This is a genomic window from Streptomyces cyaneofuscatus (assembly GCF_042718795.1).
Taxonomy (GTDB): domain Bacteria; phylum Actinomycetota; class Actinomycetes; order Streptomycetales; family Streptomycetaceae; genus Streptomyces; species Streptomyces cyaneofuscatus_A.
In genome coordinates this window covers 1-26513 of record NZ_JBHXOX010000001.1, presented here as the reverse complement: position 1 = coordinate 26513, position 26513 = coordinate 1, and the positions used below count along the sequence as shown (strand labels likewise).

The 26513-nt window shown below is 71.6% G+C and carries 22 protein-coding genes and 1 pseudogene; 12 read left to right on the top strand and 11 right to left on the bottom strand.

Annotated features, from left to right (window positions below; genetic code table 11):
- The first annotated feature begins 1 nt into the window (after position 1).
- Entirely contained in the window at positions 2-2524 is a 2523-nt protein-coding gene (locus ACFWRT_RS00115; protein ID WP_380948730.1) for a DUF4118 domain-containing protein, read from the top strand.
- A gap of 169 nt (positions 2525-2693) precedes the next feature.
- Here the strand turns inward: ACFWRT_RS00115 and ACFWRT_RS00110 are convergent, their stop codons facing one another.
- Positions 2694-3977, bottom strand: a complete 1284-nt coding sequence (locus tag ACFWRT_RS00110; RefSeq protein ID WP_380948729.1) for a glutaminase — start codon at positions 3975-3977, stop codon at positions 2694-2696.
- A 293-nt stretch (positions 3978-4270) separates the two neighbouring features.
- Here ACFWRT_RS00110 and glgA point away from each other — a divergent pair, with 293 nt between their 5' ends.
- Both glgA and glgC read left to right on the top strand, forming a co-directional pair.
- On the top strand, positions 4271-5434 hold the full coding sequence (gene glgA / locus ACFWRT_RS00105) for a glycogen synthase (RefSeq protein ID WP_380948728.1): 1164 nt from the start codon (positions 4271-4273) through the stop codon (positions 5432-5434).
- A 37-nt stretch (positions 5435-5471) separates the two neighbouring features.
- Positions 5472-6689: a glucose-1-phosphate adenylyltransferase gene (gene glgC, locus ACFWRT_RS00100; RefSeq protein WP_380948727.1), complete on the top strand. Its 1218-nt coding sequence runs from the start codon at positions 5472-5474 to the stop codon at positions 6687-6689.
- 77 nt (positions 6690-6766) lie between these two features.
- Here the strand turns inward: glgC and ACFWRT_RS00095 are convergent, their stop codons facing one another.
- A complete protein-coding gene (locus tag ACFWRT_RS00095; protein ID WP_380948726.1) occupies positions 6767-10123 on the bottom strand; it encodes a S8 family peptidase in 3357 nt (1118 codons plus the stop codon).
- Positions 10124-10212: 89 nt separating this feature from the next.
- Complete coding sequence (locus ACFWRT_RS00090; protein ID WP_380948725.1) at positions 10213-10521, bottom strand: SCO4225 family membrane protein; 309 nt, start codon at positions 10519-10521, stop codon at positions 10213-10215.
- A gap of 344 nt (positions 10522-10865) precedes the next feature.
- On the opposite strand from ACFWRT_RS00090, the gene ACFWRT_RS00085 reads away from it, so the two are divergent.
- From ACFWRT_RS00085 to ACFWRT_RS00075, 3 genes are all read left to right on the top strand, one after another.
- Complete coding sequence (locus ACFWRT_RS00085; protein ID WP_380948724.1) at positions 10866-13154, top strand: sensor histidine kinase; 2289 nt, start codon at positions 10866-10868, stop codon at positions 13152-13154.
- A complete protein-coding gene (locus tag ACFWRT_RS00080; RefSeq protein WP_380948723.1) occupies positions 13151-13831 on the top strand; it encodes a response regulator in 681 nt (226 codons plus the stop codon). The genes ACFWRT_RS00085 and ACFWRT_RS00080 overlap by 4 nt, the downstream gene beginning before the upstream one ends.
- 110 nt (positions 13832-13941) lie before the next feature.
- Positions 13942-14265, top strand: a complete 324-nt coding sequence (locus ACFWRT_RS00075; protein ID WP_380948722.1) for an SCO4225 family membrane protein — start codon at positions 13942-13944, stop codon at positions 14263-14265.
- Positions 14266-14283: 18 nt separating this feature from the next.
- Here the strand turns inward: ACFWRT_RS00075 and ACFWRT_RS00070 are convergent, their stop codons facing one another.
- The 3 genes and pseudogenes from ACFWRT_RS00070 to ACFWRT_RS00060 form a co-directional block, all read right to left on the bottom strand.
- Entirely contained in the window at positions 14284-14751 is a 468-nt protein-coding gene (locus tag ACFWRT_RS00070; protein WP_380948721.1) for a hypothetical protein, read from the bottom strand.
- Positions 14752-14896: 145 nt separating this feature from the next.
- Complete coding sequence (locus ACFWRT_RS00065) at positions 14897-15469, bottom strand: VOC family protein (RefSeq protein WP_109980583.1); 573 nt, start codon at positions 15467-15469, stop codon at positions 14897-14899.
- Positions 15466-15837 (bottom strand): annotated as a pseudogene (locus ACFWRT_RS00060) (fumarylacetoacetate hydrolase family protein); the annotation flags it as partial. The gene ACFWRT_RS00065 and the pseudogene ACFWRT_RS00060, both read right to left, overlap by 4 nt.
- A gap of 9 nt (positions 15838-15846) precedes the next feature.
- Between ACFWRT_RS00060 and ACFWRT_RS00055 the strand changes: the two are divergent.
- Together ACFWRT_RS00055 and ACFWRT_RS00050 are read left to right on the top strand one after the other, a co-directional pair.
- The gene (locus ACFWRT_RS00055) at positions 15847-16287 is read left to right on the top strand and encodes a hypothetical protein (protein ID WP_380948720.1); all 441 of its coding nucleotides are present in this window, start codon (positions 15847-15849) and stop codon (positions 16285-16287) included.
- Between the two features lie 176 nt (positions 16288-16463).
- Complete coding sequence (locus tag ACFWRT_RS00050) at positions 16464-17222, top strand: IclR family transcriptional regulator (RefSeq protein ID WP_380949005.1); 759 nt, start codon at positions 16464-16466, stop codon at positions 17220-17222.
- An 85-nt stretch (positions 17223-17307) separates the two neighbouring features.
- Here the strand turns inward: ACFWRT_RS00050 and ACFWRT_RS00045 are convergent, their stop codons facing one another.
- The gene (locus ACFWRT_RS00045; protein ID WP_380948719.1) at positions 17308-18330 is read right to left on the bottom strand and encodes a hemolysin family protein; all 1023 of its coding nucleotides are present in this window, start codon (positions 18328-18330) and stop codon (positions 17308-17310) included.
- Positions 18327-19628 carry a hemolysin family protein gene (locus ACFWRT_RS00040; protein WP_380948718.1) on the bottom strand — a complete coding sequence of 434 codons (1302 nt, stop codon included), beginning with the start codon at positions 19626-19628 and terminating at the stop codon, positions 18327-18329. Before ACFWRT_RS00040 ends, ACFWRT_RS00045 begins: the two co-directional genes overlap by 4 nt.
- A 731-nt stretch (positions 19629-20359) precedes the next feature.
- Here ACFWRT_RS00040 and ACFWRT_RS00035 point away from each other — a divergent pair.
- On the top strand, positions 20360-20578 hold the full coding sequence (locus ACFWRT_RS00035; RefSeq protein ID WP_380948717.1) for a hypothetical protein: 219 nt from the start codon (positions 20360-20362) through the stop codon (positions 20576-20578).
- Positions 20579-20720: 142 nt separating this feature from the next.
- Here ACFWRT_RS00035 and ACFWRT_RS00030 read toward each other — a convergent pair whose 3' ends face one another.
- Positions 20721-22193: an MFS transporter gene (locus tag ACFWRT_RS00030; RefSeq protein ID WP_380948716.1), complete on the bottom strand. Its 1473-nt coding sequence runs from the start codon at positions 22191-22193 to the stop codon at positions 20721-20723.
- A 159-nt stretch (positions 22194-22352) separates the two neighbouring features.
- On the opposite strand from ACFWRT_RS00030, the gene ACFWRT_RS00025 reads away from it, so the two are divergent.
- A complete protein-coding gene (locus tag ACFWRT_RS00025; protein WP_380949004.1) occupies positions 22353-23000 on the top strand; it encodes a TetR/AcrR family transcriptional regulator in 648 nt (215 codons plus the stop codon).
- Between the two features lie 28 nt (positions 23001-23028).
- Here the strand turns inward: ACFWRT_RS00025 and ACFWRT_RS00020 are convergent, their stop codons facing one another.
- Both ACFWRT_RS00020 and ACFWRT_RS00015 read right to left on the bottom strand, forming a co-directional pair.
- Positions 23029-24273 (bottom strand): DUF6357 family protein, encoded by a 1245-nt coding sequence (locus tag ACFWRT_RS00020; protein WP_380948715.1) that lies wholly within the window; start codon positions 24271-24273, stop codon positions 23029-23031.
- A 120-nt stretch (positions 24274-24393) separates the two neighbouring features.
- On the bottom strand, positions 24394-25407 hold the full coding sequence (locus tag ACFWRT_RS00015) for a saccharopine dehydrogenase family protein (RefSeq protein ID WP_380948714.1): 1014 nt from the start codon (positions 25405-25407) through the stop codon (positions 24394-24396).
- Between the two features lie 85 nt (positions 25408-25492).
- Here ACFWRT_RS00015 and ACFWRT_RS00010 point away from each other — a divergent pair, with 85 nt between their 5' ends.
- Both ACFWRT_RS00010 and ACFWRT_RS00005 read left to right on the top strand, forming a co-directional pair.
- Positions 25493-26074, top strand: coding sequence for a TetR/AcrR family transcriptional regulator (locus ACFWRT_RS00010; protein WP_380948713.1), 582 nt, complete (start codon positions 25493-25495; stop codon positions 26072-26074).
- 149 nt (positions 26075-26223) lie between these two features.
- Positions 26224-26513: FCD domain-containing protein (locus ACFWRT_RS00005; RefSeq protein WP_381121204.1), on the top strand; the 290-nt coding region annotated here is incomplete at its 3' end.

The following is a 26513-nucleotide window of genomic DNA, read 5'->3' as shown; positions in this document are numbered from 1 at the left end:
CATGGGACGCGGAAAGCTGCGGATCTACCTGGGAGCGGCGCCGGGCGTCGGCAAGACGTACGCGATGCTCTCCGAGGCCCACCGCAGGGCCGAGCGCGGCACCGACGTGGTCGTCGGGTTCGTGGAACACCATAAGAGGCCACGTACCGAGGTGATGCTGCACGGCCTGGAGCTCGTTCCCCGCCGCGAACTGGAGTACCGGCAAGCCATCTTCACCGAGATGGACGTCGACGCCGTCCTGGAGCGCGCCCCCGCCGTGGCCCTGGTGGACGAGCTGGCCCACACCAATGTCCCCGGCTCCCGCCACGCGAAGCGCTGGCAGGACGTCGAGGAACTCCTCAAGGCCGGGATCGACGTCATATCGACGGTCAACATCCAGCACCTGGAGTCGCTGGGCGATGTGGTGGAGTCGATCACGGGGGTGCGGCAACGGGAGACCGTCCCGGACGAGGTGGTGCGCCGGGCCGACCAGATCGAGCTGGTCGACATGTCGCCCCAGGCGCTGCGCCGCAGAATGGCGCACGGGAACATCTACCAGCCGGACAAGATGGACGCGGCGCTCGCGAACTACTTCCGGCCCGGCAACCTGACCGCCCTGCGCGAGCTGGCCCTGCTGTGGACCGCCGACCGGGTGGATGAGTACCTCCAGCAGTACCGGGGCGAGCACGACATCCGCACCACCTGGCAGGCCCGCGAACGCATCGTCGTCGGCCTCACCGGCGGCCCCGAGGGCCGCACCCTCATCCGCCGCGCCGCCCGCCTCGCGGAAAAGGGCGCCGGCGGCGAGGTGCTGGCGGTCTACATCGCCGCGAGCGACGGGCTGAAAGCGGTGTCACCCAAGGAGCTGGCGGTCCAGCGGACCCTGGTCGAGGACCTCGGCGGCACCTTCCATCACGTGATAGGCGACGACGTTTCCTCGGCCCTCCTGGAGTTCGCCCGAGGGGTCAACGCCACCCAGATCGTGCTGGGTGTCAGTCGCCGCCGCACCTGGCAGTACATGCTCGGCCCCGGCGTCAGCGCCACCGTCGCCCGCGAGTCCGGACCCGACCTCGACGTCCACATGGTCACCCACGACAACGTCGCCCAGGGCCGCGGGCTCCCGATCGCCCGCGGCGCCCGGCTGGGCCGGGCCCGCATCATCTGGGGCTGGCTCGCCGGCATCGCCGGACCCGCCCTCCTCACCCTGCTGCTCAGCACCGTCATCCCCGACATCGGTCTCGCCAACGACATGCTGCTGTTCCTCACCGCCACGGTCGCGGCAGCTCTTCTCGGCGGAATGCTCCCGGCCCTCGCGTCAGCGGCGTTCGGGTCCCTGCTGTTGAACTACTTCTTCACCACACCGCTTCACCGGTTCACCGTCTCCGACCCCAAGAACATCGTCGCCATCGTGATCTTCGTCGGTGTGGCCGTGTCCGTCGCCTCAGTCGTCGACCTGGCGGCCCGCCGCACCCACCAGGCGGCCCGCCTGCGCGCCGAGTCGGAGATCCTCTCCTTCCTGGCCGGCAGCATCCTGCGGGGCGAGAACTCCCTCGACGCGCTGCTGGAACGGCTCAGGGAAACCTTCACCATGAACTCCGTCGCCCTCTTGGAGCGGACCAGCGACGTCGAGCCCTGGACCTGCACGGCGGCAGTCGGAGCCCGACCCGTCGAACGTCCCGAGGACGCCGACGTCGACATACCCGTGGGGGAGAACCTGGCCCTGGTCCTGAGCGGCCGGGCCCTGCCCGCCGAGGACCGCCGGGTCCTCGGGGCCTTCGCCGCCCAGGCGGCCGTGGCACTGGACCGCCAGCGCCTGGTCGATCAGGCGGAGGAGGCACGCAAGCTCGCCGAGAGCGATCGCTTCCGTACCGCTCTGCTCGCCGCGGTCAGCCACGACCTCCGCACGCCCCTGGCGGGGATCAAGGCATCGGTCACCTCGCTCCGCTCCCACGACATCGACTGGTCGGAGACCGATCGCGAGGCTCTCCTCGAAGGCATCGAGGACGGGGCCGACCGGCTTTCCGCGCTGATCGGCAACCTCCTGGACATGTCCCGTCTCAACACGGGCACCGTCGTCCCGATGATCCGGGAGACGGACCTGGACGAAGTCGTCCCCATGGCGCTGGGCGGCGTCCCCGACGGCAGCGTGGTGCTGGACATCCCCGAAACCCTGCCCATGGTGGCCGTCGACCGCGGCCTCCTGGAGCGGGTGGTCGCCAACATCGTCGAGAACGCCGTCAAGTACAGCCCGGAAGGCCGCCCGGTGCTCGTTTCGGCCAGCAGTCTGCGCGACCGGGTCGAACTCCGCGTCGTCGACCGCGGTCCAGGCGTACCCGACGCGGCGAAAGAACACATCTTCGAGCCGTTCCAACGTCTCGGCGACGCCCCGCGCGGTGCTGGAGTGGGCCTTGGCCTTGCGGTCGCCCGCGGCTTTACCGAGGCGATCCGTGCGACCCTTACCGCCGAGGACACGCCCGGCGGCGGCCTGACCATGGTGCTCACCCTGCCCCGGACCACGGCGTCGGACCCACCGGCCGGGTGGTAGAGCGCATGGACGCACGCCCGGATCCACGGCTCTCGCCGCCCGCGGATCCGATGGTGGCGGTCTCCGCGAACACCACGTTCCTTCCTCCTGGCGAACCACAGCGGTCACCGCATCGACCACAACCGACCGGTGCGGAACCGCACAGCGGCCCGCGCCGGGAGCGCGGTGTTCATACGGCGGGGAGCACCGCCTGATCCACCTCGCGGATGACGGTGACCTGGCCGCCGTCGCCCGGTTCGGGATCGGGAATGACCGCTTCCGGGTCGACGAGGTAGACCTGCCGGCCGTCCAGCGTCAGCCGGCGCGCGATTTCCAGCACCATGCGCCGTGCCACGTCGTCGATCGCGTGGACCCGGGTGAGGTCGATGGCCACCCGCGTCTCCTGCGGATCGGTGTCCAGGACCTCCCGCACCACCCGCTCGGCTCCCGCGAAGCCGATGCCGCCCTGGAGTTCCAGAACGCGGAGCGCGTCCGGTCCGCTGCCGAGGACGTGGCTGGACCGCACGACCGCCCGCCCTGCGGAGGGGACCTCCATCACGTGCAGGCCCATGTCGGAGGAGAAGCGCTCGAACAGGGAGACCCCGCGGACGCTGTTTCCGTGGCTGTCCAGGCGAGGTGAGAAGGTCGCGATGCCGAGACGTCCGGGAAGGGCGCCGATCAGGCCTCCGGCCACCCCGCTCTTCGCGGGGATGCCGACCTGGGTCGTCCAGTCACCCGCGGCGTCGTACATGCCACAGCTGAACATGACGCTCAGGACCTGGCGCACCACCCCTTCCGGCACCACCTGTTCACCCGAGAGCGGGTTCACGCCGCGGTTGGCCAGGGTCGCCGCCATCATGGCCAGGTCCCGTGTCGTGACGAGGACCGAGCACTGCCGGGTGTAGCCGTCGACGACCGCCCCCGCGTCCTCGGTCAGGATGTCGTGGCTGCGCAGCATGTGCGCGATGGCGAGGTTGCGGTGCGCGTGCTCCATCTCGGAGGCGCACACCTTCTCGTCCATCTCCAGCCGGCGGCCGGCGAAGGCCGAGAGGCCGTCGAGCACCCGTCGCACCCGCTCGGCGGGGCCGGATCCCGTCTCCGCGACCAGGGAGTGAACGGTGATCGCACCAGCGTTGATCATGGGATTGAGCGGGCGTCCGGTGCCGCTCTCCAGAGAGATCTCGTTGAACGCCTCACCGGAAGGCTCGACGCCCACCTTGGCGAGCACCGGGCCGAAACCGCGGTCGGCCAGTGCCAGGGCATACGCGAACGGCTTCGAGATCGACTGGATCGTGAACGGGACGTCGATGTCACCCGCACCGTGCACCTGCCCGTCGACGGTGGCGAAGGCCGCGCCGAGGCGCTCGGGATCCGCCGCCGCCAGCTCAGGGATGTAGGAGGCCGGTTCCCCGGAGGCGTCCGGCTCCACCTGCCCCAGCACCTCGGCCAGATAGTCGGGAATGATGGGCCGCATTCTTCACCTCTCCGATCGCGCCACCGATGTCCGGCGCGGGGCGCGTCCTGACTGTGTGCCGTGTCCTGCCGCCGGGGCGCCTTCGCGACGCTGTCGGTTGCCTGGCCAGGCTACCCACCGCCGCCGGTGCGGACCGGCCGGTGCTGGACCGCCGGTCACCCGCGGGCGTGTCCCGGAAGACCTGGACCACGCGAGCCGGCGCACGACAGGGGTGCGCACATCCGAGTCCCTCGCAGAGGCATGTGGGTGGCCATCAGGGGAAGAGAATCATCGATGACACGAGGGGGTCAGACGTGAAGGTGGGACTGCTGAGTCGTGAGTACCCGCCGGACGTCTACGGCGGCGCCGGTGTCCATGTCGAGTTCCTGGCAAGGGAGTTGCGCGCGCTCACCGATCTGCAGGTCCACTCCTGGGGCGAAGGTGCCGCGGACGGGCTGGTCCGGCACCGGCCCGGCCGGGAGCTGGACGGTGCCAACGACGCGCTGCGCGCCTTCTCCGTGGACCTGTCCATCGCCGCCGCGCTCGAAGGCCGCGACCTCGTCCACTCGCACACCTGGTACGCCAACCTCGCGGGCCACCTCGCCGGACTGCTGTACGGCATCCCGCACGTGGTGACCGCCCATTCGCTGGAGCCCCTGCGGCCCTGGAAGGCCGAACAGCTCGGCGGCGGCTACGCGTTGTCCAGTTGGGCCGAGCGCACCGCCATGGAATCCGCCGACGCGGTGATCGCCGTCTCGCACGGAATGCGGGCCGACATCCTCGGCTGCTACCCGCAGCTTGATCCCGGCCGGGTCAGGGTCGTCCACAACGGCATCGACACCCGCCTGTACCGGCCCGTTCCCGGAGTCGACGTACTGCGCCGCCTGGGTATCGACCCGGACCGCCCCTTCGTCCTGTTCGTCGGCCGTATCACGCGCCAGAAGGGTGTCCCGCACCTGCTGCGCGCCGCCCACCGGCTCGACCCCTCCGCACAGCTCCTGCTCTGCGCGGGCGCGCCCGACACCCCGGAGATCGAGGCCGAGTTCCGCGAACTCGTCGGCGAACTCAAGGGCTCGCGCGACGGGGTCCACTGGATCCCGGACATGCTCCCGCGCCCCGACGTCATCCAACTCCTGAGCCGGGCGGCGGTGTTCGTCTGCCCTTCGGTGTACGAGCCCCTGGGCATCGTCAATCTCGAAGCGATGGCCTGCGGCACCCCGGTGGTCGCCTCCGCGGTCGGAGGCATCCCCGAGGTCGTGTCCGACGGCGGTACGGGACTGCTCGTACCGTACGAGGCCGGCGAACCGGCCCGGTTCGAGGCGGATCTCGCCGAAGCGGTCAACCAGGTGCTCGCCGATCGTTCGGCGGCCCGGCGGATGGGTGAGGCGGGCCGGGAACGTGCGGTGCGGGAGTTCGGCTGGGACATGGTCGCCCGGCGGACCGTCGAGGTGTACGAGGAGACCGTCACAAAGGTGTAGCCGGAAACGGTCCGGTGTTTCAGGAGGGGGAGTGGCCATGCGCGCTGGACCTTCGGTGCTCGGGATCGTCCTTGCGGGAGGAGAGGGCAAACGGCTGATGCCGCTGACGGCCGACCGGGCGAAACCCGCGGTGACCTTCGGCGGGACCTACCGGCTGGTCGACTTCGTCCTGTCGAACCTCGTCAACGCGGACATCACGAGGATCTGTGTCCTCACCCAGTACAAGTCCCACTCGCTGGACCGCCATGTGACCACCACCTGGCGGATGTCCAGTCTGCTCGGCAACTACGTCACGCCGGTCCCGGCCCAGCAGCGTCTCGGCCCGCGCTGGTATCTCGGCAGCGCGGACGCCATCCTGCAGTCGCTCAACCTCGTCCATGACGAACAGCCGGACTACATAGCGGTGTTCGGGGCCGACCACGTCTACCGCATGGACGCACGCCAGATGCTGGAGCGGCACATCGAGAGCGGTGCCGGCGTCACCGTCGCCGGGATCAAGGTGCCCCGTGCGGAAGCCTCCGCCTTCGGCGTCATCACCCCGGCCTCCGACGGCTCCCGCGTGGAACGCTTCCTGGAGAAGCCCTCCGACCCGCCCGGCCTGCCCGACGACCCGACCAAGGTCTTCGCGTCGATGGGCAACTACCTCTTCTCCACGAAGGTTCTCGTGGACGCCCTCCACCAGGACGCCGAGGACGACAGCTCCGTCCACGACATGGGCGGATCCATCCTGCCCATGCTCACCGAGCGCGGAGTCGCGCACGTCTACGACTTCGACGACAACCACGTGCCGGGCGAGACCCGGCGCGAGCGCGGGTACTGGCGGGACGTGGGCTCCCTGGACAGTTACTACGAAGCCCACATGGACCTCATCTCCGAGCAGCCACTGTTCAGCCTCTACAACGATCGCTGGCCCATGTACACCCATGCGGGCCACCAGGCCCCGGCCCGGTTCGTCTCCGGAGGCATCGCCGGCGAGTCGATCGTCAGCCCGGGCTGCGTGATCCGCGGCCAGGTCACCGGGTCCGTGCTCTCGCCCGGTGTGATCGTCGAGCAGGGTGCGGTGGTCCAGGGCTCCGTGCTGCACCACGGTGTGCGCGTCGGCAGGGGAGCGGTCGTGCGCAACGCGATCCTCGACAAGAACGTCGATGTCCCGCCCAGGGCGACGATAGGCGTCAACCCGGAACGGGACCGTGAGCTGTACACCGTCTCGCAGAACGGCGTCATCGCCCTCGGCAAGGGTCAGGCGGTGTCGTAGCGTCCGTCGGCTGCGTCCCGCCCGGGAGACTCCCGGGCGGGACACGGTGCTTGCTGGTGAGCGGCGCCTCGGATCGGCTACTTGAGCAGGTACGCCTTCACGATGGTGACCTTGTAGGTGTTGCCCTGCTTGTCGGTGAGCGCCGCCTTGAGCGAGACCGAGGTGGCCTTCGCGGGGTGGCTGAGGGAGAGCGTCCGCTTGCCCTTCTTCGTGAGAACCGGGGCCTTGGACCACTTCTTGCCACCGTTGTAGGAGACCTGGACGGACAGGCTCCGCAGGCTCTTGGCCGCCGGGCCCTGGAGGGTGAGCGGGACCGTGAGCTTCCTGCCCGCCGCGGCCCTGCTGTACAGGTCGAGCTTCGGGGCGAACCGGACCGAGGAGAGGGGAAGCACCGTGTAGTCATCGGCCGGCGTCTTCCGGGAACGGAAGGTCCAGGCGGCGGCGAGGCGGGTGGTGACGCCGGCGACCTCGGTGGGGCGGGTCGCCTCCGTGCTGATCCGGTAGGCCGCACTCTTCGACGGCAGACCGAAGACGTCCTCGCAGAGCCCCTCCGCGGAGCCGAGGAGCTTCTTGCCGTCGACGGTGACCCGGGTCCGCTGCTCCGTCACCGCCGACAGGCCGACATGGCCGGCGCCGTCGGCGTACTCCCCGATGCAGAAGCTGAGGTCGTTGCCCATGCGCCGGGCGGTGTTGTACCTGTTGATCCTGGGGCTGAACACCCCGACGTTGAACGTCTGTGCGTAGGTCTTCCCCCGCTGGTAGGTCTTGAGGTTCGGCTCGTTGAAGATGATCTCCAGGCCGTCGTCGCCGCTGCCGGACCGATGCTGCCCGACGGAGAAGCCCCACGTGACGCCCTTGCGGGTGTTGACGTAGGTGTTCGCCGTGGCGGGCAGGGCGAAGGGCCTGCTGACGGTCTCGTGTCCGATCCCCGCCGCGGTCTCCCAGACGGGGCTGACCGCGCCCGTCCGCTTCTTGGCGGAGACGCCGATACGGTTCTTCACCAGGGCCAGTTCACTCCTGGCCACCTTGTGGGCCAGCCCGGTGTGCAGGGAGCGGGTGCGGTCGTAGAGCAGGTTGTAGGTGGTGCTGCCCCTCTGCCAGGTCCCGCCGATGTGCGAGCTGAACTCCTTTGCCGGCAGCGCGGAGCCCACGTGACCCGTGCGGAACCCGTTGAAGGAGCTCTGCTGCCAGACCGAGCCGTAGACGGTCTCGTCGGTCTCCAGGACGTACTTCAGGTAGGTGTCCACGCTCCTGGCCCCCTCGGGCACGGTGATGTCCACCGGCCTGGCCCTGCGGGCGTCGAACGTGACCGTGGTGGCCTGGGTGACGGAGAGCTCGGGCTGGACCATCAGCGCGACGTCCGGGGCGGCCCGGGTGCCCTTGCGGGTCTGTACCGGCGTCTCCAGGAGGTAGGTGCCCCGCGGCACCCGGATGCGGACGATGCCGTCACCCTCGGTGTCGTACGCGTTGAGCAGGACGTCGCCGTGGCCGAGGACGAGCGTGCCCGACTGCGAGGGCCTGCCGTCGGTGCCGATGTACTTGAGGGTGAGGTCGTACGCCTCCGCCTCCCGCTGCACCCCGAAGGTGGTGCGTACGCTCTGTCCGCCCTCGGCGGCCCGGGCGACGAGCACTCCGGTGAACGCGCCGTCCTGACGGCCGATCCGGGTGTCCGCGGTGAGGTCCACCCCGGCGGTGCCACCCGCGGGGACGGTGACACGGTCGGTGCCGACGGTGAAGAAGTCGGCCGGGGCGGCCTTCCCCTCGGGCCCGGTCGTCTCCGTCGACAGGGCGAGGGTGACCGGCTCCGTTCCGTCGTTGCGGTAGGTGATCCGCCGGACGAGCGGCTTGTCGTCGCCGTGCGGCCACAGTTGGGTGCCGAAGTTCACCGACACCTGCTCGGTGACCACGCTCTGCGTGATCGCCCGCGTCAGATCCGTCCGGCCGGTGCCCTGCTGGAGGGGCGACAGCCCGGTGCCGGGCCTGGCCGAGGCGGTCAGCGCCTGCTTGATCCGCTGACCGGTCCAGTCGGGGTGCTGCTGGGCGAGGACGGCCGCCGCGCCCGCCACGTGCGGCGTGGCCATGGACGTACCGGACATCGACACATAGCCGGGGGCGGCAGGGGTGCCCTCGACACCCTTGGCCGCCTTCGCCGCGACGATGCCGACACCGGGTGCGGTGATGTCCGGCTTCAGGGAGCCGTCGGCCGTGGGGCCGGTGCTGGAGAAGTCCGCGATCCGGTCCTTGCGGTCGACCGCTCCGACGGTGAGCGCCGAGGACGCGCTGCCGGGGGAGCCGACGGTCGACGCGTCCGGGCCCTCGTTGCCCGCCGCGATCACGAAGAGCATGCCGCTCTCGGCGGATATCCGGTCGACCGCCGCCTCCAGCGGGTCGTGCTCGGCGGTGTCCTCGCCTCCCAGGGAGAGGTTGGCGATGCGGGCGCCGTTGTCGGCGGCCCACTGCATCCCCGCGATGATGCCGGAGTCCGCGCCGCTGCCCTCGTCATCCAGGACCTTGGCGTCCAGGATCCTCGCGCCCGGGGCGACTCCTCTGTGCTTGCCGGACTTCGCCCCCGATCCGGCCAGCGTCGAGGCCACGTGGGTGCCGTGGCCGACATGGTCGACGGTGTTCTTGGAACCGGAGAAGTCCCGCTGGGCGATCTCCACCCCCTTGAGGTCGGGGTGCGTTCCGTCGACGCCGGTGTCCAGGACGGCGACCTTGACCCCGGCGCCGTCGAAGCCGGCCTTCCAGGCCGTCGGGGCGCCGATCTGCGCGGCACTCCGGTCCAGAGCCGCCTTGCGCCGGCCGTCCAGCCACACCCGGGTGATGCCCGGCGCGGCCGTTCTGGCCTCGTCCCCCCGCCGGCCGGCGGAGGTCAGCGCCTCCCAGACCTCGGCCGAGCCGCGCTTGGGCGCGGTCAGCGCCTGCCCGGAGACGGCGGGCAGGCTACGGCGCACGCTGACGTCCGCTGCGGACAGGGCGGCCTCGGCGGCCGGCCGCCCCTTCCTGGCGTACGAGACGATCAGAGGCACCGTGCCCCGGTGCGCGTCGTCGTACCTGGCCCTCAACAGCCCCGTGATGTTGAACAGGCGGCGGTCCAGGGTGCCCTGCCCGACCAGGGACAGGGCATCGGAGGGCACGACGTAGGTGTCGGTCCCGACCTGCTGGACGGACATCGCGATGTGCTCGCGTCCCCGGCCGGGCTGGACACGGACCACCTTCCCACGGCGATCGACATGGGCCCGGTCGCCGGAGATCAGGGTGACGACGGTCCGGGCGCTCCCGTCCGAGGACGTCGGCGTTCTGAAGGCCTCAGAGGCCGGTGCCTCCTTCGCAACCGGCCCGGGGGAGGTCCCCGACGCGGTGCCGGCCGTCAGGGAGGCCGTGAGCAGAGCGGCCACCATGGCGGCACCCAGGTATCTCTTGTTCGGCAGCAAGACTGTTCCGTCCTTGGAAGTGGGGTGAGCTGAAGGTGCGGTGCGTCGCGATAGCAGCCGGTGCGAGGGCGACAGGAACCGGTGCGGTGTCAGGCGCTGACGGCGCGTCGTGCCCGCCAGGCGCGGATCCCGTGGTGGGCGGCGCCGAGCGCCACCGCCTGGACGAGGGCCCCGACCACCACACCGGCCCACGGAAGGGCGCCGGGCAGAGCCACGAAGAGGAACGAGGTCGGGGCGGTGAGGAAGAACAGCCAGACCCCCGCCATGCTGCCGTCCGAGGAGGCGGTCAGCGCGATGTCCGTCCCCAACCAGACCACCACCGCCAGATATCCCACGGCGGCGGGGCTCGTCAGGTAGCGGCGAAGCGACCGGGGCATGGCACGTGAGGAAGCGGACATCTCTGACTCCGTCGTGAGGAAGAGGAAGGGGATGGCGTGACGTGGAACAGCCAGGGGTACCGAGGCGACGAACGCCGCCCGAGTGCCCGTAGGTTGGTGCGGCGATCGGCCTCGTAACCACGACTCGTGGACACAAGGCCCCCTGATGGAAGGGGTGTTGGCCGGTCGCCGATCGCGCTCTCGATGTGATCGAGCCTAGGGGCGGGTGACCGCCGCCGTCCTCGCGCTGCGGGACGATCAGCGAGGTGGACCACAGGTGGAGACTCTGTATCCCAGGTAAGAGACCGGAGTCCGTCTCCCGTTCGATCCGGACCGCTCACCTGCGGCGATAGCCTTCCTCCACCATGAACCGAACCGACGACCGGCTGGTGCCGGTCCTGCTGCTCTGCGCCCAGGCCGTGGTGTGGCCCGGGGTGCCGCTCGTGCGCGGGGACGTCCCGCCCGCGTCCGCTCTCCTGACGGCAACCCTGGTCGCCGGAGTGGTGGCGGCCGCGCTCGTCCTGCGCCGTACCCGGCCGGTAGCGTCTCTCACCGTCGTCGCCGCGGCGTGCGCGTTGGGGGCGGGGCCGCTGCCCGCCGGGGCGATGGCCGTGCTGGGCACCGCGGGTGTCGCCCTGGCGGTGTTCACCGTGGCGATCGCACGCGACGCCTTCACCGCCGTGCTGTGCGTGACGGCGCTCGCCCTCTGGCAGCTCATGCAGGGCATCAGCCTGCACGGGCTCAGCGAGCGTGACGGGCTCGACATGGTCCTGACCGCCGTCCTGTACGCGGCCTCGTGCGGTGCCGGCCTGTTCACGCGCCGAGCCCGTCGCGCAAGGCAGGCGGCCGATCGCCTGCTGGAGCGTGCCGAGACCGAGCGCCACCGGCTTCCCGCGGCCGAACGGCGCCGGATGGAATGGGAGCTGCACGACATCAGCGCCCACCATCTGACCGCCGTGGTCGTCACCGTGGGCGCGGCCCTCGGCTTGCGGGACCGCCGTCCCGAACTGGCGTCCGAGGCATTGGAGTTCGCGGCCGAGACCGGCCATGAAGTCGTCCGCGCGCTCGGCGCGGTTCGAGCCCCGGCGCCCTCCCACGCGGAATCGTCCCCACCGGAGGATCGGCTTGAGGACCTGGTCGCCGGATTCCGGCGCCTGGGCCAGCGGGTGGACTGCGAGATCGACCCCCTGCCGGACGGAGCCGTCGCGGAGGCGGCGTACGGGATCGTGCGCGAGGCGCTGACCAACGTCGCACGGTACGCCCCCGGCGCACACACCACTCTGCTGTGCCGGTACGGGGAGACCCGCACCGAGATCGCGGTCACCAGCACCGCTCCGCCCGCCGGTGCCGTGGCGTACGGTGCGGGACTCGGCGGCGGCCGTGGGCAGGGTCTCCTCCGCTCCCGGGCGCGGGAGGCGGGCGGCACCGTGCACAGCGGCCCGACGGCGGACGGCGGCTGGGAGGTACGGGCGCTACTCCCCGGCCGGACGGCCACGGCGGTGGAACCGCCGGCGCCCAGCTCCTACCGCGTGGCTCAGGTGGTGGCGGCGGCCGGCCTGATCCTGCAACCGCTGCTCCCCGCGCTGATCATCAGGCCCGAGGAACTCTCCGGCGGAACGCCGGTGTCCGCGGGCGTCTTCTTCGCTCTGCTGGCGGCCGGCCAGGCGATGACCCTGCTGTGGCTGCGGAGGGCTCCACGGACGGCGTACGCGATGCTGCTGGGGCTGGCGTTGCTGTGGCCGGTGGCGATGGAGGTGGGGAACTACCGGGGCCCAGCCCTCCTCCCCTCCGCACTGAGCCTGCTCGCCACCTGCGTGGCCCTCGCGATGGCGCCCGCCCGATCGGCGACGTACCGCGACCCGACCGTCCTCCTCGTGGTGCTGGTGCACGCGGCCGCCGCCACCACCGCCGTGCTGGTCAGAGGTGCGACAGCCCCCACCTGGACGGTCATCGTGGGCATCACGACGGGGGTGGCCCTCACCGCCGCGGCGGCCCGGCTGGCCGGAGTCCGCAGGACCCGCCACCGGCAGGCCGACGACCGCGCCCACGACGAACGCCTCGCCGCCTGGACCGAGGAGGCCGTCCGCGACGCCTGGATCGAGCGCCACCGTATCGCCGCCGGACTCGAAGGCACGGTCTTCGCCCGCACCGCCGACATGGTCGCCGAGGCCGAGGCGGGCCGGCTCGACGCGACGGCGGCCCGCGCCCGCGAGGCGCTGGCGGCCATGCGCGCCCTGCTCGACACCGTGCCGCGGGGCGGGGCCGGGCCCGAACTCCGCCCGCAGCCCACCCTCCAGGCGCTCGACCTGCTCGCCCACCATCTGCGGGCCACCGGCCGCGACATCGGCATACGGCTGGCCGACCGGGTACCGCGACACCTGCCCACCGCCGTCGACCTGGCCGCCTACCACGCCGCTGAGACGCTCCTCACCGCCGGCGGTGAGGAGCCCTCCCTGCTCGAACTCGACGTGGAGGCCGATACCTTGACCCTCAGGGCCACCGGGATTCCCCGCGCTGCGGCCACAGCGGTACGGGAAAGGCTGACGGCGCGGGTCGCCCCGCTCGGCGGCACCCTGACCGGCGGCTCAGGAGGGACGGTCCACCTCCGGCTGCCACTCACCACCGCGCGGGCCGACGAGGAGGGACAACGATGAGCCTGAAGGTGCTGGTCGTCGACGACCAGGGCATCGTGCGGGCGGGATTCGCCGCCGTGATCGACGCCGAGGAGGACATGACGGTCGTCGGCGAGGCCGCCGACGGTGTCTGTGCCGTACGGCTCGCCGAGGAACTGGCTCCCGACGTCATCATCATGGACGTACGCATGCCTCACCTGGACGGCATAGCCGCCACCCGCATCATCACCGGCCGGGAGAACCCGCCCCGAGTCCTCGTCCTCACCACCTTCGACCTCGACGCCTACGTCTTCGAGGCGCTTCGGGCCGGCGCCTCGGGCTTCCTCCTCAAAGACGTACACCCTGCCAAGCTGCTCCAGGGGATCCGGGAGGTCGCGATCGGCGAAAGCGTCCTCGCCCCCTCCGCGACACGCCACCTCATCGGCCACTACGCGTCCCGCTCACCCACCGCGGCCTTCGTGCGGAGCACTCCCGGACTGGACAGCCTCACCGCTAGCCAGCGGCGCGTCCTCACCCTGGTCGCGGCCGGACTCACCAACGCCGAGGTCGCCGAGCAACTCGGCATCGCCGTGGGCACCGTGAAGTCCCATGTGACGGCGCTGCTCCGCAAGCTCGGCCTGCGCGACCGGGTGCAGGCGACCATCCTGGCGTACGACCTCGGCCTCGCCACTCCGAACCCACCCGGCGCCCACCTCTGACCGGCCCGGCGCCCACCCCCGACCGCTCAGCGCCCCGACACGCAGGCCCCCGACCGCTCAGCGCCCCCCAGCAGAGCCGGCCCGACCATCCGACGGAGGAGTCCACCACCATGCCCGGCACCGCTGCCGACCCCGGCAGATCGTTCCCGCGCCGACTGTACGACCGCCTGGGCGCCGTCGGCCTCGTCTACCTCGGTATCTGTGCCGCGCTCCTCGTGTGGGCCTGGGCGGTGACCGTCGCGGACAGTTCGGACGAGTCCATGGCCGGCGTCGTCCCGTTCCTTGCCACCGCCCCCGTCAGTCTCCTGTTCCTCATGCTGCCGACCGACGGGGTCGTGTTCGTCATCGCCATCGTCGTCGGAGCCGCTGTCAACGCGACGATCATCGGGTGGTGCGCCCGCACCCTGCGCCGGGGCGGACGCCCGGACCACTGAACCGCGGCTTGTCCTCCGTCAGGCGCCGACCGGGCGTGCCTCGTTCGCGGCCAGGCGCTCATAGGCGCGGCGGACCCGGGGAACGAGACGGGCGGCCAACTCCGCGTCGGCGTACTCCGTCCGCAGCTTCAGGATGTCCCCGCTCCGCCGGCCCTCGGGGACGTGTGCGCCGCGCGCCGTGATCAGCGCGTGGAAGTGCGGGTGGTTCTCGCCGAAGACGAGGAGGTACGTCGCCGGCGCACCGGTCACCTCCGTCACCGCCGCCACCAGGTCGCGGGCGCGGCGGCCGAACGAGGCCAGTTCCTCATCGTCGAGCCCGGTGACGCGCTCGGCGTGGCGGCGGGCCCGCAGCACGAACCACCCCGGCACGTCATAGCCGGGCACCGACTCTCCCGACCACAGGGGGTCGCGGAAGACGACGGAGGCCTCGTCGTTCTCTTCCAGGCCGCACATGAAGCAGTCGGGCTGGTGGCGGGGTGTGCTCAACGGAATCCTGCGGGCTGGTGGTGAGTGATCGGGGGGTCGGGCGGGGCGGGGCGCGACCGCCGGGCGGTGGCGCGCCGAAGGGCCTACGGGTCGACGGGGTGCCGGGCGAGACCCCGGCACCCCGTCGGCGGTCCCGGCCCCGTGCTCAGACGGCTCCGGTGAGGACCAGCATCGGGTCGGGCAGATCGCTCCTGAGCGCCCAGGAACGGTGGATCAGCTCCTCGACGGTCGCGCCGGAGCGGCGGGCGGCGAGCATGGCCTCCGGATCGAAGGCGGGGCCGACGGCGTCCGCCCCGTACTCCGGTCCGTTCATGTAACCCGTGGCCTCGTCCGGGTCGGCGAAGTTGTCGATCTGCATCTCGACGAAGCCACCGTCCGGGTCCTGGTAGTACAGGGACGTGGTGACGCCGTGGGCGATGCACACCGCCGGGTCGACGCCCTTGTCACGCAGGAGTTCGTACCGTGCGAGGAGGTCGTCGAGGTGCGCGAAGGTGTAGGCGACGTGGTGCGCGCCGGCCGTCGTGGGCTTCTTGCGCTCCAGCGGGACGGGCGGGGTGAGCAGGGCGACGCGGTGGTGCTCCTCGTCGTACGTGATGAAACACAGGGTGTCGTTCTGGAACACCACATGTCCGTCGAGCACGGCGCAGTACCAGTCCCGCATGGCGGCCGGGTTGCTGGTCTGGAAGACGACATGGGCGAACTTCGGTGCGGCGGTCATCCGATCCTCCTTGAGGGGGTGGTGGCTCCTGGTGGCGGTGGGACGTGATCCCCTTGGCTGTGGTCGGTGAAGCGCTGGCGCAGCTCGCCGATGCCCTCGACCGTGCTGACCAGTTCGTCGCCGGGCGCGAGCCAGCGCTGCGGATCCCGGGCGATACCGACGCCGGCCGGGGTCCCGGTGAAGATCACGTCTCCGGGGAGCAGGGGCATGACGGAGGAGAGGCGCGCGATGAGCTCGGGGACCGGGAAGATCATGTCGCTGGTGCGGCTCTTCTGGACCTCCTCGCCGTTCACCGTGCAGCGCAGCGCCAGGTCTCCGGGGTCGCCGAACTCGTCCGGTGTGACGAGCCAGGGGCCGGTGGGAGCGAACCGGAGGCGATGCGGCTGCCGGGCCTCGACCACGGCCTCTTCGCCCGGACCTCGGCGACCGGCCGGGGGCAGTTGTCGGTCCAGGGCCTGGTGGACGACGGGACGCGCCGCGACCGCTTGGACCAGATCGCGGGCGGCGGCTTCCATCTCCTCGTACGGGAGGAGGAGTTGGGCGCACTGGACGCGGCCCACCTGCTCGACGACCTGGCGTCGGCGGGCGTCCGGGTCGTCGTACCGGGTGAGCGGACCACCGGAGACCCGGGGGCGCTCTTGGTCCAGGACGTCGACGGCACCTACCGCGACTGGTTCACCGAGCTGAGCTGCTCCGCCGTCGTGGTCCGTCCTGACTTCTACGTCTTCGGCACCGCGAGCACCCCCGATACGGCGGTCGCCCTCGCCGGTGAACTGCTGGGAACGCTGCGGAAGGAAGCCGCCCTGCCCTGCGGCTGAGCCGCCTCGCCGCAGCGGCCGCCCCTCCCGCGCTCACCGGAGACCGGTCGCCGCCCGAGGTGTGGCCCGCACGGCCGGAGCCGCGCCGGCCGTGGGCGGGCAGTCACTATGGTCGCCCCTGTGACTCAGCGCCCTTCCGAACCGACAACAACGAGGCCTCACCGGCACGGCAGGGCATCCAGTCCGTCGAACTGGCGATGACGGTGCTCCAGGCCCTGGAAGGGGGGCGCGGCCCGATGAGCCTGACGCAGATAGCGGCGGCCAGCGGCATGCAGCCGAGCAGGGCGCACCGCTGTCCGGTCAGCCTGGCCAGGGTCGGTCTGGTCGCCCAGTCGCCCAGTTCCGGCCGGTACGACATGGGCCCGGCCATGCGGCGGCTCGGCATCGAGTCGCTGCGCAGGATGGACGAGGTGGCGCTGGTGAGCGAACGCCTGCCCGGCCTCCGGGACCGGACCTCGCACCCGGTCAACCTGGCCGTGTGGGGCGACCACGGACCCGTCGTCGTCCGCTGGGAGTACGGCGCCCACGCGCTGCCGATCACCGTGCGCGTCGGCGCCACGATGCCGCTGCTGGACAGCGCGATCGGCGGCGTCTTCCTGGCCCATCTGCCGCAGCAGCTCACCGAGCCGGTGCTCCGCCTCCAACTGGAGACGGAGCACCTGGACAGGGTCACCGAGGAGCGCGTCGACACGGTGCGCTCCGAGGTCCTGGCCGACGGAGTGGCCACCACGTTCGGCAGCGTGATTCCCGGCGTCACCTCGCTGGCGGCACCGGTGTTCACCGCCGGCGAGTCGCTGCCGCTGGTCGTCACCCTCGTCATGCCCGCCCGCGGCACCACCGAGGAGTCGCTGGTCGGCCTCTCGGCGGAGCTGCTGCGCTCGACCTGGGCCATGTCCGAGGAGCTGGGGTACGCGCCGCGCGACGACGATGCGTAGTGCGCGGCGCGTCCTGGGTGCGCGCCCGGCCTTGGTGGGTCCGTCACGGCGGCTGCCGGAAACGCACCGGGCTGAGTACGGACCCCTAACCGGCAGCCGGGGGGTGGAGCAGCCGGGCGAGGAGGTCGTCGAGGCTGACCAGTCCGGAGAGCCGGCCCTGCTCGTCCCGTACGACGGCGATCGTCGCGCGGCGCTCGCGCAGCCGCTCCACGGCATGGGCGACCGTCGCGTCCGGTGCCAGTTCCGGTACGGGGCGGGCCAGGTCCCGTGCCGACGCCTGCCGGCCGGCGGCGCGGGCCACCAGGGCGTCGCGGGCGTGGACGGATCCGAGGACGCGTTCCCCGTCCCGGACGAGCAGCCGGGTGCGGTCGGCGGCGGTGGCGACGGCCAGGATCCGGTCGAGGTCCGCGTCCGCCGGTACGGTCACGATCCGCTCGGCGGGGATCGCCAGTTCGGCCACCGGGGTCTGCGGCTCGGTCAGTGACCGGGTCACCAGCCCGGAGTCGCCCTTGCTGATCAGCCCGAGCCGCTCGGACTCCTCGATGAGGTGGGTGAGCTGGTCGCGGTTGTGCACGGAGGTGAGCTCGTCGCGCGGGGTCACCCGGCAGAGCCGTACCAGCGCGTTGCTGACCGCGTTCAGCACCTGGATCAGCGGGCGCACCACCTTGACCACGGCGCGGAACGCCGGGCTCAGGAGCATCGCGGAGCGCTCCGGGTGGGCGATCGCCCAGGACTTGGGCGCCATCTCACCGACCACCATGTGCAGGAAGACGACGAGGGCCATCGCCAGGGCGAAGGCGATGCCGTAGCTCAGCCCGGCGGGCAGCCCGAGCCGTTCCAGCAGCGGGTCCAGCTCGTGCGAGATGGCGGGCTTGGAGACGGCGCCGAGGCCCAGGGTGCAGAGGGTGATGCCGAGCTGGGCGCCCGCGAGCATGAGGGACAGCTCGCGCATCCCGGCGAGAGCCGCCTTGGCGCCGCGCTCTCCGGCGAGGACCGCCTGCTCCATGCGGTGGCGCTTGGAGGCGACCAGGGCGAACTCGGCGGCGACGAAGAAGCCGCTGCCGATCAGCAGCAGGACGGTGACGAAGAGCGCCATGGGAAAGCTCATGCCTGCGGCTCCTGTTCGATGCGGACGTACTCGGCCACGTGCCGGTCGAGGGTGCGGACCTCGATCCGGACACCGGAGACGGTGAGGCGGTCCCCGACGGTGGGGAAGCGGCCGAGCCGGTCGATGATCAGACCGGCGAGGGTGTCGTAGCCGCCCTCCTCGGGGAGCACGATGCCGGTGGCCTCCTCGATCTCGTCCAGGCGGCGTCCCGCGTCGACCACCCAGCCGGCGCCGTCGGCGACCGCGGGTTCGTCGACCGGGTCGGACTCGTCGGCGATCTCCCCGACCAGCTCCTCGGCGATGTCCTCGTACGTGACGATGCCCGCGACACCGCCGTGCTCGTCCAGTACGACGGCGAACTCGTCGTCCCGCTCCCGCATCTGCGCCACCGCCGCCGGGAGCTTCAGGATCTCGGGAAGCAGGAGCGGGCGGCGGGCCAGCTCCCCGGCGGTGGTGCGGCCGACCTCGGCGGCGGGCAGCGCCATCAGCTCCCGTACGCCCAGCACTCCGGCGGGGTCGTCGGGGTGGTCGCCGAGCACGGGGTAGTTCGAGTGGCCGTAACGGGCGATCAGCTCGACGGCCTCCAGGGCCATGGCGTCGCGCCGTACGAAGGTGACGTCGGCCCGCACCACCATGACCTCGCCGAGCGTGCGCTCGGAGAAATCCAGTGCGTGGTCGACGAGTTCGGCCGTGGCGGCGGGCAGCTCGCCCTGCTCGTGGGACTCGCCGATCAGATGGCCGAGCTCCTCCAGGGTGGCGCCGTGGTGGAGCTCCTCGACCGGTTCGATCCCGATCCGGCGCAGCAGCCGGTTGGCGGCGCTGTCGAAGACGTGGATGACCGGGCCGACGATCCGCAGGTAGATGAGGGTGGAGGTGGCCAGGGACTTCGCCAGCCGCTCGGGGACGGCGAGGGCGAGGTTCTTGGGCGCGAGTTCGCCCAGCACCATCTGGATGACGGTCGCCACGACGAACGAGAGCGTCACGGAGATCGCCGAGACCACTCCGCCGGGCAGCCCCGTGCCGTCGAGGGCCGGCCTCAGGAGCGCGGAGACGGACGGTTCGGCGAGGAAGCCGACGACCAGGCCGGTGACGGTGATGCCGAGCTGGGCGCCCGAGAGCATGAAGGAGAGCCGCTCCAGGACCTTCACGGCCTTGGCGGCCCGCTTGTCACCGGCCGCCGCCTCCCGGGAGAGCGTCAGGCGGTCGGCGGACACATAGGCGAACTCCTGGGCCACGAAGTAGCCCGTTCCCGCGGTCAGGACGAACACGGCCAGGAGGCCGAGCAGGGCGGCGGTCATCGCCCACCCGCCCGGTGCGGGGCCGGTTCACCACTCGATGGAGTCCGGGGACCGGACTCCGAAGGCCCCGAAGGGCCCGTACTGGCGGACAACGCGTAACTCCTCATCCGGCCGGGGGTTCCGGCCAACGACGGTGATCGGGATGCGCCGCGGTTCGGCGGAGCCGCGGCTGCGGCTCCGGCCGACGGCAGGGGGAAGGCGTCAGGTTGCAGGGGGAAGGTGTCAGGCGGCCGGACGGTCCGGACCGGCGACCGGGGTGAGGATCCGGTCCGCACCGCGCCCGTTCCGAGCCGTTGGGGCTCCGTCCTGGCGCGATGTGAGCGCCCGCGCATGATTCTCCATGCTCGGCGGGTGCGGCACGGCCGTACGCACCGCCGGAGCACGCGCGTCGCGTGGCGCGGCCTCGCGGCCCTTCTCCTCCCGCGTCCACTCTGTCCTCCGAAAGTCCCGGACCACGTTGCCCCCCGCGCACGTCGGTCCGGGGCGCCGTGCCGTGCGTCCGGTAGAACTTTACATTTCTGTAGACCGACGGCCGGGCCGGGGCCGCCCTCGGGGGACAGGCGGCGGCTTTCGGACTTTCGTGTCCGATCTCTGGTGTGTGCGCTCCGCGGCCATCTCCTCTCTCCTATGCTCTACAAGCCTGTAGATGATGTCGGGGTGGCAGGGAAATCCGTGCCGGTCCGACGAACACGCGCTTCGTGGGTAAGCGCGACCTGAAGAGGGGAACGAGCGTGGCTTCGATCGATCTGGGCAACGTGCTGGACAAGGCCTGGGCGGACAAGAGCGTGTCCGAGGTGCTGTCGGCCCCGGTGTCGGCGCTCAAGGGGGTTTCGGACCGTCAGGGGGATCTGCTGAACGAGGCGTTCGGCATCAAGACCGTCGCCGACCTGGCGAAACTGAAGTACGTCGGCTGGGCGCAGGCCCTGGCCGAGCTGGACGCGGCGAAGTAGCGCAGCGTCCGCAGAGCGGGGGTCGCGGAGAAGGGATTTCTCCGCGACCCCGCTCTCCTGTGAGCCACCTGTGCCCCGTCGCCCACACGAACCTTGAGGCGTTCACGCGGCCTCAGCGGGCGCCGCACGAACCTTGAGGCGTTCAGGCGGCCTCCGCGGGCGCCGCCTCCTCCACACTGCGGGAGTCCGTGAGGCTCAGCGCGCCGACCGTCGCGATCAGGCCGACGGCGACGGCGAGCACGGCGTAGGCGATCCGCTCGCCGTGGAAGAAGGAGGCGACGAGGTCGCTGCTCCACAGCCCGGCCGGGAGCTGGGTGGTGACCAGCGCGGCGATCAGCGTGCCGACCACGGCGGTGCCGACGCTGGTGCCGACCTCCTGCGCGGTGTCGTTGAGCGCGGTGCCCATCGAGGTGCGGTTGGCGGGCATCGCGTCGACGAGCGCGACCGCGCAGATCGTCATGACGGTCCGCAGTCCGATCGTCATGAGCACCATGCAGAGCGCGATCACGAGATATCCGTGCTCGACACCCCAGGACAGCCCCGCCAGCGCCACGGCCAGACAGGCCGCGCCCACCAGGCAGGCGATGCGGTGGCCGTAGCGGCGGGCCAGTCCCTCGGACACGGGCGTCGCGAGCAGCATGGTCACGATCAGCGGCAGGTTGGCGAGGCCGGCCCGTACGGGGCTCCAGCCGTACGCGTACTGGAAGTGCAGGATGAGCCCGAACATGACGCCGGCCATCGCGATGGACGTACCGATCTGGGCCACGGCGGCTCCGCGGACCGTGCCGTCGGAGAACAGGCGCAGATCCAGCATGGGCGCCCGGCTGCGGCGCTCGTGGCGGACGAAGGCGGTCGCGGCGAGGACCGCGCCCGCGACCGAGCCGAGGGTGAGGACGGAGAGCCAGCCGTTCTCGACACCGCTGGTCAGCGCGTAGCAGGCGAGCCCGATGGTGGCGACGCTCAGCGCGGCGCCCGGTACGTCGAGCCGGTCGCGGGTCAGGTCCTCGGGCCGGTCGGCCGGGACGCCCAGGCGGACCCCGATCCAGGCGATCACCGCGATCGGGGCGTTGACGACGAGCAGCCACTCCCAGCGGACATGGGCCAGGGCCGTGCCGCCGATCAGCGGTCCGAGGATGAAACCGGACATGCCGACGACGATCATCACCGTCATGGCGCGCATCCGCAGCGCCTTGTCGTCGAAGAGGCGGAACACCAGCGAGTTGGTGATCGGGGCCATCGCCGCGGCGGCGATGCCGAGCGCCGCGCGCAGGGCGATGAGTTCGCCCGCGGTGGTGACCCAGACGGCGCACAGGCTCAGCGCGCCGAACACGGAGAGCCCGACGAGCAGGACGCGGCGGCGGCCCAGCCGGTCGGCCATGGAGCCCGCGGTGAGCAGCAGCCCGCCGAAGGTCAGCGAGTACGCACCGGTGATCCACTGCAGCGCGGTGGTCCCGCCGCCGAGGTCGCGCCCGATGGTGGGCAGCGCGATCGACAGCAGAGTGTTGTCGACCATCTCCACGAAGAAGGCCAGGCAGAGGGCGGCCAGCGGGATCCACGCGGCGCGCAGGGAGGGATAGGTGCGGGATGAGGGGGGTTTCAGTATCGCGGTCGTCATAGCGGCGCTCCTTTTCATCGAACGCCGCTCGGTTATCGAACGGTGTTCCATGAGGTACGATAGAACAGCGTTCGATAGAGATGCAAGCGAAGGGTAGAGGGCATGCCGCGCCACCAGGACCGGGCCGCCGCGAGCGGCCGCCGCCGGGCTTCGCACTCGATGGAGTCCGTGCTCACCGAGGCGGTGGCGCTGCTCGACGAGGCGGGACCCTCGGCCCTGACGTTCCGGGCGCTCGCGCAGCGCCTCGGGGGCGGTGTGGCCAGCATCTACTGGTACGTCGCGAGCAAGGACGAGCTGCTCGACCGCGCCACCGACCACGTCATCGGCACCGTCCTCGCCGAGATCGAGGCCAGCGAGCCCGGCGAGGACCCGATCGACGACCTGCGCGCGATGTCACTGACCCTGTTCGACGCGATCCTGGTGCGGCCCTGGCTCGGGAACTACTTCATGCGCAACACCGACGTCCAGGGCAACGCCCTGCGCCTGTACGAGAAGTTGGGGCAGCCGACCCTGCGGCTGAAGCTCACCGCGCGCCAGCGGTTCCACGCCGTCTCGGCGATCACGACGGTCGTCGTCGGCTCCGCGGTCGACCTGGGGCAGGAACCGCCTCAGGAGGTCCTCGACGGTGCCCTCGGCCGTGACGAGTTCCTCGGCCGCTTCGCCGCGACGTGGCGGGGGCTCGACGCCGACGCCTTCCCCTTCGTGCACGAGATCGTCGACGAGTTCGAGGGGCACGACGACATCGAGCAGTTCCGCGCCGCGCTGGACCTGACCCTGGCGGGGTTGCGGCTCCAGGCCGGCGCCTGAGCGCTCCGGGAGTACGGGGGTACGGGGACTACTCGGCGGCGCGCCGTCGGCGCGCGCGCTCGAACTCGGCGACATCCGTCATCCAGGAGCCGTGCCCGTCGAGTGCGGCGCAGCCGCCGAGGGCGAAGGTGCTCACCAGCTTCCGGTACCCGCCCATCCCGTCGACGAGGCTGTACTCGACCCGGTACTCCGGCTCCGACCCGCCGGTCCCCTCGCGCACCGTGGTGACCCGGGCGATGGAGTCCGCGTAGAAGTGGAGCTGAACCCCTTCACCCATCTCCTTGTCCTCGATGGTGAACACCTCGTTGTCCCCTGCGGAGCGATCGCCGACGAACTCCCAGAACTCCGCGGCGGCGGTACGGGGGCCGCCCTGGACCCACTTCTTCTCGGCGCCCTTGTCGTCGGTGAAGGACAGGGCTGTCTTCCTCGCGCGCCCGCCGACAGCTTGCTCGTCGTCCTCCATGGGCGCGTTCCTGGAGCGGTCCGCGGCCTCCGAGCACATCAGGAAGCTCACGGAACGCACCGCGTCATCGGCGAGTTGGGCGTGTGCGCGACGTACGGCGGTCTCCACCGCCGTCGCCATCCGCTCCCAGTCGCGCTTGTCCGTGGCGCGCTTCCCCCGTCGTGGATCGCGCCCGATCCGCATTCCGGCGCACGCCTGCTCGGCGGTGGCGACCACCCGTACGACCTCGGGCAGCAGGGCGGGATCGACGGCGTCGGGCGTCCGCCTCGGGATCGTCGAGCCGTGCAGGTACTGGCCCGTGTAGCGCAGAATCGCGGCGTCGAGCGGACCGAGTACGGTCCCGCGTTCGGCGCGGCGGCGGTTCGCCCGGTACTCCTGAGCCCGCTTCCCGTCGGACGTCTCCGTCGCCGTGCGCAGGGCCGCGCAGACCTGACCGCGCTCCAGCAGATCGATGCCGGCGCCGTGCGCGATGAGCCGCCCCCGGTCCCACGGGATGCGCCGGAAGAGCGCGTCGACGTCCCCGGGCGCGGAGAGGAGGATCGGGTCCAGGAGCGCGACAGCGGCGTCCTCGTCGAGCCTGCCCCGGGTTCCGGCGGCGTCGCACAGCGGAAGGACCGCACTCCACAGCAGCAGGTGCCGGGCCAGATCCTCCTGGATCACCGCGAGGTGGGCTTCCCCGATCGGGAACGTGAACGTGCGGGGGTCGTGGTTGGCGTCGGCCCCGGCGCCCAGCATCAGCTTCAGTTCACCGTCCTCGCGGATCACGTTCGGTATCCAGCCGCTCCGGCGCGAGAAGACGATGTCGCTCATGGGCCCAGTCTTCCCTATCGGACGGTGGGTCTGAGGGTCGGCCCTCAGCGTCGGGGCGGGCGACCGGGAGGCCGCGAGGGCCGCCGCCCACCTCCGGCGCGGGACCATGCCGGGAGCAGGTCAGTTGTCGCCCGGCGCGCCGGTGAAGGCGGCGCCGGACTCCGCCATCCGGTCGACCGCGTAGGCCGGGTCAAGCAGTGCCTCGGGGGTGTGGATGCCCGGTGTGACGGGCTCGCCGCGCAGCCCGAGCAACCGCTCGACGCCGAGGGCGATGCCGGTCGCGGTCAGGGGGCGCTGCCCTGCCGGGTGGACCAGGTGGCGGCTCGTACGGATCGGCGCACCCTCTCGGTCTGTTCCGTCGAGGTCGATCCGGACCTCGAAGGAAGGGGAGCCGCCGCTACGTCGGCCCGCGGATGTGCCGACGGCGAAGTCGAAGCGGACGTCGGGTGCGCCCGTCGCGAGGGCGAGGCTCGGCACGTCGAGGATGGCGATGCTCCGGGCGGGCAGAGCGGTGCCGTCGCCGCTGCGCACCTCCGCCTCCGCGCCGGGGCCGGTGACCCAGGTGAAGACGCCGTCCCGGCGTAACAGTCCCGCCGAGGTGGCCGTGGACCACCGTTGCAGATCCGCTATGCCTGCCGGTCCGCCGGTGTCCAGTTCGTCCAGTACGGCACTGATCCGGATGGTGTCGATCCGGTCGAACCGCCGGGCCGAATGCAGCGCCGCGAGGACGACGGTCCCGGCGCAGAAGTGGCTGGCGACCAGGATCGGCGCCGGGTTCGCCCGCTGCGCACCCGCGACGACCTCAGGCGCGATGTCCACCAGGCCGCTGGAGATGCTGAGGTAGGGCAGCCCGCGGTGCTGTGCGTAGCGCAGTCCGTGCAGGTGGTCGTCCCAGAGCGCGGCGACCACCGCCGAGTGGTCGCTGTCGGCGGGGAGGCCGAGATCGCCGCGCCGCAGATCGATGGTCGCGGCCGTTGCGGCGCCGAGTCCGTCGGCCACCCGCTGTGCGCGACCGAGGTCACGGCCCGCGATCGTCAGCGGCAGTTCCGGGTGCCATCGGCGCAGGAGGGCGGCGGCCCCCGAGCCCGCCTGTCCCGTACCGCCCAAGATCAGTACTGATTCCGGCTGTCCCACGGTGGGTTCCCCTCACATCCATGAAGCTACGTTTTGTAGCCTACGTTTTGTAGCTTAGGTTGGGAGAGGAACGCAAGGGAGGACCATGGCCACCACACCGACCCGCCTGTCCAAGCAGGCCAGACGGGAGCAACTGCTCGACACCGCCGTGGCGATCGTGCGCACCCGGGGGGCCGACGCCCTGACGCTGGTCACCCTCGCGGAGGAGGCCGGGGTGAGCAGACCGATCGCCTACGACCACTTCGCCACCCGCCCCGGCCTGCTGCTCGCGCTCCACCGGCGACTCGACGAACGCCACCGGGCCGCGATCACCCGGGCGTTGCGGAACGCCGCACCCGGCGCCGGCGAGGTCGCCCACGTCATCAGCACCGCCTACTTCGCCTGCGCCACCGACATGCCCGAGCTCAGCGCCGTCTCCGCCGCGCTGAAGGGAAGCCCGGAGATGGACGCGGTCCAGCACGAGTCGACCGACAGCTATGCGCACCTGATGGCCACCGCGCTGCTCCCGTACTCCGGCCTCGCGCCCGGGGCCCTCCAGCTCCGGTGTGTCGGCGTGCTGGGTGCGGCCGAGGCGATCGCCGCCGAGCTGAACCGGGAGCGGACGACCGGCAGCGAGGCGGTCATCGCGCTGACCGGCCTGATCGTGGGCGGCCTCGACGCCCGGTGATCAGGCGGATGGGTGCTGCGGCGCGGAGGCGGGGGCCGAGGGCCGCGCGAACCGGGTGAAGTACCGCAGCGCGACGATGTCGTCGACGGCCTCGCGCCCGGCGACCTGGTCCAGGCCGGCGCCCTGAAGCAGCCGTTTGCGTCCTCGCCCTGGACGCGCAGCAGAGCGACGTCGCCAACGCCGTACGGATCCGCGACGCCCTCGACCCGCTTCTGATCGAGGACGCCCTGTGGCACGCCTCGCCCGCCGACATCTTTGGCCTCAAGGAACACATCGCGGCCATGGAGCGGGCCGTGGGCGCCGCCGACCCCGTGGCGTTCGTCCACGCGAACTGGCGGCTGCACGCCGCGATCGCGGCGTGCAGCCCCCACGCCCAGCTCAGCAACCACAAAACCAGCCATCTTGACCAGATAGAGGCCCACAACCAGAACGTGCACCC